This window comes from Micromonospora sp. 067-2, assembly GCF_046549295.1.
Taxonomy (GTDB): Bacteria; Actinomycetota; Actinomycetes; order Mycobacteriales; family Micromonosporaceae; genus Micromonospora.
Genome location: NZ_JAJPWB010000011.1, coordinates 79,882 through 90,693 on the forward strand (window position 1 = coordinate 79,882; position 10,812 = coordinate 90,693).

12 protein-coding genes are annotated in these 10,812 nt (G+C 73.4%); 4 read left to right on the top strand and 8 right to left on the bottom strand.

All coding sequences use genetic code 11. The features are described 5' to 3' along the window. Nucleotides 1–30: 30 nt before the first annotated feature. Entirely contained in the window at nucleotides 31–2,169 is a 2,139-nt protein-coding gene (locus ACLJN9_RS25320; protein WP_410814079.1) for a SpoIIE family protein phosphatase, read from the bottom strand. A 198-nt stretch (nucleotides 2,170–2,367) separates the two neighbouring features. Between ACLJN9_RS25320 and ACLJN9_RS25325 the strand changes: the two genes are divergently transcribed. After that, entirely contained in the window at nucleotides 2,368–3,189 is an 822-nt protein-coding gene (locus ACLJN9_RS25325; RefSeq protein ID WP_410814080.1) for a mechanosensitive ion channel family protein, read from the top strand. A 72-nt stretch (nucleotides 3,190–3,261) separates the two neighbouring features. Here ACLJN9_RS25325 and ACLJN9_RS25330 read toward each other — a convergent pair whose 3' ends face one another. After that, nucleotides 3,262–3,612: a DUF6401 family natural product biosynthesis protein gene (locus tag ACLJN9_RS25330; protein WP_410814081.1), complete on the bottom strand. Its 351-nt coding sequence runs from the start codon at nucleotides 3,610–3,612 to the stop codon at nucleotides 3,262–3,264. Between the two features lie 162 nt (nucleotides 3,613–3,774). Between ACLJN9_RS25330 and ACLJN9_RS25335 the strand changes: the two genes are divergently transcribed. Continuing rightward, the gene (locus tag ACLJN9_RS25335) at nucleotides 3,775–4,224 is read left to right on the top strand and encodes a hypothetical protein (RefSeq protein WP_410814083.1); all 450 of its coding nucleotides are present in this window, start codon (nucleotides 3,775–3,777) and stop codon (nucleotides 4,222–4,224) included. Nucleotides 4,225–4,226: 2 nt separating this feature from the next. Here the strand turns inward: ACLJN9_RS25335 and ACLJN9_RS25340 are convergent, their stop codons facing one another. The 5 genes from ACLJN9_RS25340 to ACLJN9_RS25360 form a co-directional block, all read right to left on the bottom strand. Further along, nucleotides 4,227–4,436 (bottom strand): hypothetical protein, encoded by a 210-nt coding sequence (locus tag ACLJN9_RS25340; RefSeq protein WP_410814084.1) that lies wholly within the window; start codon nucleotides 4,434–4,436, stop codon nucleotides 4,227–4,229. Between the two features lie 194 nt (nucleotides 4,437–4,630). Continuing rightward, complete coding sequence (locus ACLJN9_RS25345; RefSeq protein ID WP_410814085.1) at nucleotides 4,631–4,888, bottom strand: hypothetical protein; 258 nt, start codon at nucleotides 4,886–4,888, stop codon at nucleotides 4,631–4,633. Between the two features lie 120 nt (nucleotides 4,889–5,008). After that, nucleotides 5,009–5,470 carry an SRPBCC family protein gene (locus ACLJN9_RS25350; protein WP_410814086.1) on the bottom strand — a complete coding sequence of 154 codons (462 nt, stop codon included), beginning with the start codon at nucleotides 5,468–5,470 and terminating at the stop codon, nucleotides 5,009–5,011. Between the two features lie 52 nt (nucleotides 5,471–5,522). Then, nucleotides 5,523–5,939 (bottom strand): DUF2795 domain-containing protein, encoded by a 417-nt coding sequence (locus ACLJN9_RS25355; protein WP_410814087.1) that lies wholly within the window; start codon nucleotides 5,937–5,939, stop codon nucleotides 5,523–5,525. 102 nt (nucleotides 5,940–6,041) lie between these two features. Then, nucleotides 6,042–7,022, bottom strand: a complete 981-nt coding sequence (locus tag ACLJN9_RS25360; protein WP_410814089.1) for a YihY/virulence factor BrkB family protein — start codon at nucleotides 7,020–7,022, stop codon at nucleotides 6,042–6,044. Nucleotides 7,023–7,198: 176 nt separating this feature from the next. Here ACLJN9_RS25360 and ACLJN9_RS25365 point away from each other — a divergent pair, with 176 nt between their 5' ends. Continuing rightward, nucleotides 7,199–7,600, top strand: a complete 402-nt coding sequence (locus ACLJN9_RS25365; RefSeq protein WP_410814091.1) for a ChaB family protein — start codon at nucleotides 7,199–7,201, stop codon at nucleotides 7,598–7,600. Between the two features lie 98 nt (nucleotides 7,601–7,698). Here ACLJN9_RS25365 and ACLJN9_RS25370 read toward each other — a convergent pair whose 3' ends face one another. Next, on the bottom strand, nucleotides 7,699–9,132 hold the full coding sequence (locus ACLJN9_RS25370) for an aldehyde dehydrogenase family protein (protein ID WP_410814092.1): 1,434 nt from the start codon (nucleotides 9,130–9,132) through the stop codon (nucleotides 7,699–7,701). A 72-nt stretch (nucleotides 9,133–9,204) separates the two neighbouring features. Between ACLJN9_RS25370 and ACLJN9_RS25375 the strand changes: the two genes are divergently transcribed. After that, entirely contained in the window at nucleotides 9,205–10,812 is a 1,608-nt protein-coding gene (locus ACLJN9_RS25375; protein ID WP_410814094.1) for a phytoene desaturase family protein, read from the top strand.

Below are 10,812 nucleotides of genomic sequence, written 5' to 3' on the forward strand. Positions count from 1 at the left end.
GGGCCGGCTGATCCATTCACATCCGGGGCCTCAGTGGGCCGCGGACGGCGGGACGAGGATCTCGAACCAGACCGTGGAGCCACGGACCGTCGGGTCGGTGCCCCAGGCGTCGCTGAGCTCCTCGATGAGGCCGAGCCCGCGCCCGCGACTGCTCAACGCGTCGGTCCGGGCCCGGGTCACGGTGCCCCGGGTGCCGGAGTCGGCGACCGAGACCAACAACCGCTCGGGGCTGAGGTCGATCTCCACCCGGGCGGCGGTCCCGGCGTGCAGCAGCGCGTTGGTGGTCAACTCGCTGGTGCAGAGCACCGCCGCGCCGATCACCGACTCGGGCACCTGCCAGTCGGTGAGCTGGCCGGTCATCCAGTGCCGGACCCGGCTGGGCGCGGTCGGCTCCGCCGGCACCTCCATGCTCGCCGACCGACTCGGCATGAGCGCGTGCTCGACCGCCAACACCGCCACGTCGTCCTCGGTGCCGCCGGACACCGCGGCGGTCGCCACTGCGCAGAGAGCCCGCGGGTCACCACTGCCGGCCTTGGCGACCGCGTCGCCGAGAGCGTCCAACCCGGCGGTGAGGCTCTGCCGGCGGCGCTCCACCACCCCGTCGCTGAACAGCAGCAGGGTGTCGCCGGGCTGGAACGCGACGGTGGTGGTGGTGGGCCGGCCACCCAGTCCCAGGGGAGGACCAGCCGGTACGTCCACGTACTCGGCGTGGGAGCGGCCGTCCGGGCCGCAGCGGCGGATCAGCGGCGGGGGATGACCGGCGCTGGCGAGGGTCAGCTCCCGCCGCTCCGCATCGACCACCCCGAACACCACGGTGACGAACAGTTCGTGGGTGCCCGCTTCCGCGCCCAGGCTGGTCACCAGCCGGTCCAGCCCGGCCAGCACCGCATCCGGGGTCGGGTCCGCCAGGGCCAGGGCGCGCAGCGCCGCACGGACCTGACCCATCCGCGCCGCGGCCTGCACGTCGTGACCGGCGACGTCGCCGAGCACGACACCCAGCCCGCCGGTGGGCAGCAGGAACGCGTCGTAGAAGTCCCCACCGGCCGCGTTGCCGTCCACCCCCGGGTCGTAGCGTGCCGCGATCCGCAGTCGCGGCAGGGTCGGCAGGTGCTCCGGCAGCATGCTGCGCTGCAACAGCTGGGCCGTGCCGTGCTGGGTCTCGAACCGGCGGGCCCGCTCCGCCGCCTGGCCGATCAGCTCGGCCGAGGCGGCCAGCAGTGCCTGCTCGGCGGCCGACCAGGTGTGTGGCACCCCGTAACCGACCGCCAGCCCGCCGCGGACCACCGAGGTGCCCAGGGGCAGCGCGGCCATCGCGCGGACCTTCTGATCGTGACGGTCCACGGCGGTCTCCCGCAGCGGCTGCCCGTCGCGGATCAACGACGGCACCCCGGAACGGGCCGCCTGCACCACCGGAGCCGACCAGTCCGCCGGGGCACGTCGCCACAGCGGCGGCAGCCTCTCGTCGGCCTCGTCCATCAGCTCGCCGCGTACGCGGCGCACCATCCGCCAACCGCCGCCTCCCTCGTCGACGGCGAACCCGACCACGTCGGCGTCGAACGTGGTGATCGCGTACCGCAGGGCCACCCGGGCCACGTCGTCGAGGGTGAGGGTGCCGGCGAGCGATGCCGCGACCTCGCTGAGACTCTGCAACTGCTCGGTGACACGGGTGGTCTCGGCGGCGACCGTCAGCATCCCGACGATCTGCCCGGCGCTGTCGTGCACCGGGGAGTAGCTCCGGGTGATGACCGCCTGCGCCGCCACGCCCGAGCCGCGCCGGGCCATGGGAAGCGTGGACTCCTTCTCCAGGAACGGCACGCCCTGCCGGTAGGCGCGCTCGATCGCCTCACCGACACCGGGCAGCGCCCAGACCTCGGCGTACACCTCGGCGGACGGGCGGCCGAGGGCGGCCGGGTGCCTGCTGCCCAACAACTCGGCGAAACCGTCGTTGTAGAGCAGGACCAGGTCGTCGCCGTACGCCAGCGCCATCGGCATCGGCGCGGCGAGGATCAGCTCGACCACGGCCCGGATCGCCGGGTCCCACCGCTCGGGCGGCCCGAGCGAGGTGCCTGCCCAGTCGTGGGCGAGCACGGCGGCGGCAGCGCCGGGACCGGTGGATTCGCCGGGGACCGGAGTTGCTGGCGTGGGGACTCGCCCGACCGTTCCTGGCATGTCCGCAGCCTAGCCGGCCGTCCGGCGGTCGCATCCGATCATGGCGGTGGGTCGTCGCGAACCCCGCCCTGGCGGCTGTTCGGGCAGTTCAGGGCCCCTGTCCGGCGACTTGTCGGAAAAAACGCGGCGAGCTGGGCGGACTGCCGCACCGGAGGTCGGGTATGCGCTCGACGCAGTCCATGCGACAGGAGGGACATCATGCTGAAAACCCTCGCGGTCAGGCAGGCCGACATCGGTGACGCCGTCGCCGACACCTGGAGGTCGGTGCTGCTCTTCATCCCGAAGGCCGTGGCCTTCATCGTGATCCTCGTGGTCGGCTGGCTCATCGCCAGAGCGGTCCTCAAGATCGTGGACACGGTTCTGGAACGGTTGAACTTCGACCGGGCGGTCGAACGCGGCGGCATCAAACGCGCGCTGGAGAGAACGAAGTACGACGCCAGTGACATTCTGGCCAGACTGGCGTACTACGCGGTGCTGCTGTTCACGCTGCAGTTCGCGTTCGGGGTCTGGGGACCCAACGCCATCAGTGACCTGATCAGCGGCGTGGTGGCCTGGCTGCCCCGCGCGTTCGTGGCGATCGTCATCGTGGTGGTGGCGGCCGCGATCGCGAGCGCTGCCCGGGATCTGGTCACCGGGGCGCTGGGCGGGCTCTCGTACGGCAAGGTCCTGGCCGATCTGACGGCGATCTTCATCATCGCGCTCGGCGTGATCGCCGCGCTGAACCAGGTGGGTATCGCCACCACGGTGACCACGCCGGTCCTGATCGCGGTGCTTGCCACGGTCGGCGGCATCCTGGTCGTCGGTGTCGGTGGTGGTCTGGTGCGGCCGATGCAGAAGCGCTGGGACGGCTGGCTGGACCGCGCGGCCCAGGAGGCCCGGGCGGTGCAGCAGCAGCGTCAGGCCAACGCGGCCGGCCGCGGCGACGTGGAGCGACAGATGGCCGACCGTGGGGGCGACCGCACCCAGGCCATGCCCCGGGTCGACGAGCAGTCGACGATGGCCGGTGGTCGCGACACCTAGTGGCACAGCGGAACGGCACGGCCTGGTGAGGAAGGGTGTCCGCGTGTCGTACGCGGGCGCCCTTCCCGCGCGTCAGGCGTCGTCGAGCGAGCGGGCGAGCGCGCACACCGCCAGCAGCCGGGTGAGCAGCCACTGCGGCTCGCTCCAGTCCACCGGGTCGCTCGGTGGCAACCACCCGTGCTCCAGGGCGGCCGCGCGGACCCCCTCGGCGTAGCCGGCGAGCGTCGCGGCGGTCAGCGGACGGCGGTCGCCGTCGAGGCTGTCCCGCACGGCGGCCGCGTGCTGGTCGACCAGGGCCAGCAGGCCGGGCCGCGCGGCGGCGGCGGCGAGCCCGACGGTGCCGACGGAGACGGTGAGGGCGGCCAGGGTGGACCGCGCCGATTCGACGGCGGTACGGGAGGCGACCCGGTTGAACGCACGCATGGTGACCGAGGCTAACCGACCGCTCACCCGGCCCACCTCGGCCGCTCGGCGGGTGTCGGCTGAGCCACTTGCCTGTTCGGGCTGGCCGCGGGGGTTGATTCGGCACAGACGGGGCAGCAGGAGAATCACCCGCAGACGACGGCGCGCAGCACGGAGGCACAGATGGGACAGCAGGCGGACGGGCCGGACGAGAAGCACCGCCGGCCGGCCGAGGTGAGCGACGCGACCGTGGCGGCTCTCGGCAAACTCAGCGAGGCGTTGGAGTGCGTCGAGCGGGCGCGGGGGCATTTGTACTCGCTGCACCAGCTGATCGGGCACGCCGACCTGATGCTCGACGACGCGGTGGAGCAGCTCCGCGCCGCCGGTCACCCGACGGTCGCCGACCGTATCGACACCGAGCTGCTGGGCCGCAACGTCATCGCCGGCCGGTGGACCTTCCAGATCGTCGAAGACTTCGACGACGGCTACTACGCGCTGTTCCAGGAGCTGGACCGGCAGGCCCGCGACGAGCTGGTGGGCGGGCGGCGGCACCTCTACGAGGCCGAGATGAAGGAGCGCCGCCGCAGCCGGGGCCGGCCGGGGCACGAGGCCCGACCCGGCGGCGCCGGATAGTGCTACTCGCCGGTCGCGTCGGCGGGCCGACGCCGCGCCGCGTCGTCAACGACGATCACGGTCGCCACCATGAGTGCGACGCAGAGGCTGAACAGCCACGACTCGTCGGCGACGAGCCAGGCGGAGACGGGCGCCTGCAGCGCGGCGAGGACGAAGCCGAGCCAGGCGAGCCGGCGCTGACGCGGGGAGAGGATTCCGGAGCCCTGATGCATTCCGAAATTCTTACGCGTCGGCCTGCTGACCGTCGCGCGATCGGCTGATTGTGGATGAGCTGTCCGTTCTCCCGACCGTCCGGACAGCACTTCTTGTCGTGGCGAGCGATCGGCCCCCGGTCGCGCTAGGGTGCGGCCGCGGCCTACCTCGCGACGGATCGGCCGGGGGCGCCGCTCGAAATCGCCGGGGACGGTCAGCCGTTGTCCGGGCCGGTGCGGCCGGTGGTCGACGGGCGGTAGGCGCGATCCGGGTCGGTGGGCTCCCGGCCGGTGCCCCGGGCCTGCCCGCTGCGGTCCGCCGCGGCCGGACCGTGCCCGAAGGCGGCCTCCTCGCCGGCGTCGTTGCCGGTCACGTCGTCTGCCTGCCCGTCGATGCTGGAGCCCGCCACGGCGCGCTCCAACTCCTCCAGCGGAATGCGTTCCTCGTCCCGCCACACCCTGTCGTCGGTCATGCCAACAGCCGTACCCGGGCGCGATGATCGCAAACGGGTGCCCCGCGACCGGGAATCGGCTCTCGACGCGGCGATGGCCGCCGGGAACTCCCGGCGGCCATCGCGGTTCGTTGCTCAGGATCAGGGTTGCGGCCGGTCCACCGAGCCGCGCCAGGCGCCGGTCTCCTGACCGCGCCGCTCGATGAAGGTCTTGAACCGCTCCAGGTCGCCCTTGGCGCGCCGGTCCACGATGCCGAGCTTGTCACCGGCCTGCTCGACGACACCGTGCGGCTCGAACTCCAACTGCAGGGTGACCCGGGTGCTGTCCTCGTCGAGTCGGTGGAAGGTGACGACGCCGGCCTGCTGGGTGCCGCCGGTCGAGCGCCAGGCGACCCGCTCGTCGGGGAGTTGCTCGGTGATCTCGGCGTCGAACTCGCGCTTGACGCCGGCGATCTCCACCGTCCAGTGGGTCATCGTCTCGGAGAGCTGCCGGATCTCCGACACGCCCTCCATGAACTCGGGGAACTCCTCGAACTGCGTCCACTGGTCGTACGCCGTCCGGATCGGTACGGAGACATCGACATGTTCGGTAACGCCACTCATCAGGGAACCTCCTTCAGCCGCCGGGTGCTCGTTCGGATCGGGGGTGATCCGGTCACCAGCGGGTTGTCTCGTTCTTGTTGCCGAGCGCGGCCCACACCTCGGAGATCGTCTGGTACCGGGTGCCCTCGGGCAGCCGCTCCAGCGCCGCCACGATGTCGTCCGGCGCCTCGTTGCCCCGCGCGTTGGCGACCAGCGCCGCCCGATCGCCGGGCAGGGCGCTCATCGTGATGAACCGGCCGAGCCGACTGCGCTGCTCGACGTCACCGGAACTCATCCCCTGCGGGGTGCCGGTGCGCAGGTCGCCGGCAGGGGCCGTGGTCGTCTCCGGCTGGTCCTCACCGGCCGGCTCCGGCACCCGCGACTCGTCGACGCGAGAGCCGCCGGTCCCCGGCCCCTGCACGAGGCCGCTGACCTCCTGGCTCATCTGCTCGTCGATCCTCGGTCCGTGCTTGCTGTTGCCACGCTCCATGCCCTCTGCGCTACCCGGCACCCCGTCGGGTAAACCGGCACCGGGTCACGAACCGGCCCGGCGCGCGGCGTCGAACCGGACAGCGGGCCGGAGAACCGGCGGTCAGTCCTCGGCGGGCTTGCGCGGCGGCAGCACCGGCTCGTCCGGGTCGGGGTCGCCGGCCTGCAACTGCCGGCCACGCTGCACCTCGGCGTTGATCTGCACCCCGAGCATGAGCGCCGAGTTGGACAGGTAGAGCCAGACCAGGAAGGCGATGGCGGCACCCAGGCTGCCGTAGGTGGCGCTGTAGGAGCCGAAGTTGGCGACGTAGAGGCCGAAGCCGGAGGTGGCCAGCACCCAGACGAGCAGGGCCACCGCGCCACCCGGGGTGAGCCAGCGGAACCGGGGCTGCCGCACGTTCGGGGCGATCCAGAACAGCAGCGACAGCAGCCCCATCATGATCAGGGCGAGCACCGGCCACTTCGCCACACTCCACACCGTGCGGGCCAGGCCGCCGGCGTGAACGAGGTCGCCCACCGCGTCGGTGACCGGGCCGCTGACGATCAGCGCGAGAGCGACCACCGCGAGCAGCACCAGCGACAGTGCCGCCATGCCGATCTGCAACGGGCGCAGCTTCCACACCGACCGCCCCTCCTGCACCCCGTAGACGGCGTTGGAGGCCCGGGTGAACGCACCGATGAAGCCCGACGCGGACCAGAGCGCACCGAGCAGACCGAAGCTCAGCAGCACCTTCGCCGAGTTCTCCTGGATCACGACGGCCCGGATCACCCCGACCACGCCGTCTTCGGCGACCACCGACCCGGCGCCCATCTGGTTGGCCAGGTCGACCACCGTGTCCACGGTCTGCTCACCGTTGGAGACCAACCCCACCAGGGCGACCACCATGATGGTGGACGGAAACAGCGCCATCACCCCGTAGTAGGTCAGCGCCGCCGCCCAGTCCGAGCAGTTGTCGTTGACGAAGTTCTGCGCGCTGCGCCACACCACCCCACGCCAGGTCCGCCAGCTCAGTTGCCGGATGCGCCGGGGCACCCGGCCGTCCCGCGCGCCGCCGACGGTCGTACCGGGCTCCGTGGTCGTCATGCCGCTCCCTGTGCCCCGGCCACCGGATGACCGGTCGTCCGGTCGGGCCTGGCCGGCCGGTACCCCCGCGGGGAAATCGACAAACCCGCTGCCGGCCGCGCGGGCGCCGACCAGGGTTTGCCGCCCGCTCGCGGGGGAACGGTCACAGTGACCCTGTCGACACGGAGGAGGACGAGATGCCCGGCCGCGAGGACATGCCCAGCACGCTGAGACGCTCCCCGGACAAGGCGCAGCGCACCTGGGCGGAGACGCACGACTCGGCGGTGGAGACCTACGGCGAGGGTGAGCGGTCGCACCGCACCGCCTTCGCCGCGGTGAAGCACCAGTTCGAGAAGGTGGGCGACCACTGGGAGCCGAAGAGCCGCAAGGGCCCGAGCGACGCCCAGGCCGCCGGCGGCGGACCGGAGCGGCGCACCCCCACCGCGGGTGGGGTGGACGCCAACGCCAGCAAGGACCACCTTCTGTCGGTGGCCCGCGAGCTGGACGTGCGCGGCCGGTCCAGCATGACCAAACCGGAGCTGGTCACGGCGATCGAGAAGGCCAACGACCGGGCCACCCGCAAGGCCCGCGGCGGCTGACCGTCGCGACGCCGGCGGCGGTCCGCGACGGCGACAGACCTGAGCGGTACGGCAGCGGTACGGGCGGACGCGGCGTCGCCGTGCCCGCCCGTACCGCCTCACCAGTGCCCGCCGCCCGGCGCCTCGATGTGCACCGCCTTCGTCGCCGCGAACTCGTCCAGCAGTTCCGGGCCGTACCCGAAGCCCTGCCCGCTGGCCCGGCGCGGATGCGCGGACCCGCCCGGCGCGCCCCCGAACACGGCATTGATCTTCACGGTGCCCACCGGCAGCTCCCGCCAGGCCCGCTGCGCGTGGCTCATCGACGCGGTCAGCACGGTGGCGGCCAGCCCGTACGGTGAGTCCGCCGCGCAGCGCAGAGCCTCGTCGAACGAGTCGACCACCACCACGGGCGCGACCGGCCCGAACGTCTCCTCCCGCACCAGCGGCATGTCGTGCCGGCAGCCGGTGACCACCGTGGGCGGGTAGAACGCCCCCGGCCCGTCCGGTACCTCCCCGCCGGTACGCACCCGGGCGCCGTCCGCCACCGCCGCGGTCACCTGCCCGTGCACGTGGTCGCGGTGCCGCCGGTCGACCAGGGGACCCAGCTCGGTTCCCGGGTCGCGACCCGCGCCAACCCGGAGCGCGCCGGCCCTGCGGACCAGTGCCGAGACGAAGTCCTCGGCCACCTCCCGGTGCACGTAGATCCGCTCCACCGCCACGCAGATCTGCCCGGCGTTGGCGAACGCGCCGAGCGCGGCCTGCCCGGCCGCCCAGTCGGCGTCGACACCCGCGTCGACGATCAACGGATCGCTGCCGCCGTTCTCCAGCAGCACCTTCGCTCCGGTGCGGGCCGCGGCGGCGGCGATCGCCCGGCCCGTCGCGGTGGAGCCGACGTGCGCCACCACGTCCACCGCCTGCCCGGCCAGCGCCGCGCCGACCTCCGGCCCGCCGGTGAGCAGCGACAGCACCCCGACCGGCAGCGCCTGATCCAGCGCCCGGGCCAGCAGCCAGCCCGTCGCCGGGGCCCGTTCGCTGGGCTTGTGGAGCACCACGTTGCCGGTCACCAGGGCCGCGCCGAGCAGCCCGCAGGAGATCGCCACCGGGTCGTTCCACGGGGTGATCGCGGCAACCACGCCGCGCGGTTGTGGGGTCATGAAGTCCAGCGCGTCCGGTTCGCCGTGCAGCGTCCGCCCGCCGCGCAGCGGGGCCAGCTCGGCGTACTGTCGCAGTGTGCCGATGCCCGCCTCGACGCCACCGCGGGCGTCCGCCAGCGGCTTGCCCATCTCGGCGGTGACCGCCGCCGCCAGTTCCTCCGTCACGGCCGCCACCGCGTCCGCCGCCCGGTGCAGTGCCGCGGCCCGCACGGCCGGGGCGGTCAGGGCCCACTCCGTCGCGGCCTCGCGCGCCGCGCCGACCGCCTTGCCGACCTCGTCGACCGTGGCGACCGGCACCGAGCTGACCGGCGAACCGTCCGCCGGATTCCGGACGATCAGCTCGCCGCCCCCGCCGCCAGCGCCCCACACTCCGCCCACCAGTTGCGCAACCGTGTACATGCGGCGCTGGATGCCCCGGCCTCCGCGAGGCAAACGCGTTTCGCCCGGTTGCGCTCCGGGTAGGCGGATCGGATGACTTCCACCGGCGCGCAGAGCGCGGACGCCGTCGTCGTCGGGGCCGGCCACAACGGCCTCGTGGCGGCGAACCTGTTGGCCGACGCCGGCTGGGACGTGGTGGTGCTGGAGGCGACCGCGGTGCCCGGCGGCGCCGTCCGCAGCGCCGAGGTGACCGCACCCGGCTACCTCAGTGACCTCTACAGCTCGTTCTACCCCCTCGGGTACGCCTCACCCGTGCTGCGTGGGCTGGACCTCGGCGGGTACGGGCTGTCCTGGCGGCACTCGCCGGACGTGCTGGCGCACCTGCTGCCGGACGGCCGGGCCGCGGTGATCAACCGGGACGTCGACGTCACCGCCGCCTCGCTGGAGCAGTTCGCCCCCGGTGACGGCAAACGGTGGCTCAACGCGTACACCGACTGGCTCGAGGTGGCCGAGCCGATGCTGACCACCATCACCACGCCGTTCCCGCCCGTGCGCGGTGGGCTCGGTCTGCTGCGCCAGCTGCGGATCGCCGGCGCGCTGCGGCTGGCCCGGCGGCTGGTGGTGCCGGTCCGCAAGCTCGGCGACGAGCTCTTCGAGGGCGTTGGAGGGCCGGCGCTGCTGGCCGGCTGCGCCCTGCACACCGACCTGTCTCCGGACGAGGCCGGCTCCGGGGTGTACGGCTGGTTGCTGGCCATGCTCGGCCAGCAGGTCGGCTGGCCGGTGCCCGACGGTGGCGCACAGCAGATCACCAACGCGCTGGTGGCGCGGCTGCAGGAACGCGGCGGCCGGATCCTCTACGGCGCGCGGGTCGAGCGGGTGCTCACCGCCCGAGGCCGGGCGATGGGCGTACGCACCGAGGGCGGCACCCTGTGGCGGGCCAGGCGGGCCGTGCTCGCCGACGTACCGGCGCCGGCGCTCTATCTCGACCTGGTCGGCGCCGCCGCGCTGCCGTCACGGCTCGTGGAGGACCTGGCGCACTTCCGGTGGGACGGCTCGACGTTGAAGGTGGACTGGGCGCTGTCCGCGCCGGTGCCCTGGACGAACCGGGAGGTGGCCGGCGCCGGCACCGTGCACCTCGGCGCGGATCTCGACGGACTCAACCGCTACGCCGGTGACCTGGCCCGCGGCGAGCTGCCCCGCGACCCGTTCCTGCTGGTCGGGCAGATGTCGGTGGCCGATCCGAGCCACTCGCCGCCGGGCACCGAGTCGCTCTGGTCGTACACCCACCTGCCGTTCCGGGTGAACTGGCGGTCCGAGGACGTCGCCGCGCACGTGCAGCGGATGGAGGACGTGCTGGAGGCGGCGGCCCCGGGCTTCCGGCAGCTCATCGTCGGCCGGCACGTGGCCGGGCCGGCCGACCTGGAGAAGGGCAACCCGAGTCTGGTCGGCGGCGCGCTCGGCGGTGGCACCGCCGCCGCGTACCAGCAGCTGTTCCTGCGTCCGATCCCCAGCCTTGGCCGGGCGGACACCCCGGTGGACCGGCTCTTCCTGGCCAGTGCGTCGGCTCATCCCGGCGGCGGGGTGCACGGCGCGCCCGGCGCGAACGCCGCCCGCGCGGCGCTGGCCCGCGACCGCGCGCTCACCGGCCGCGCCTACGCCGCCGCTATCGCCACCGCCCACCGGGCCGTCTATCCGGACTGA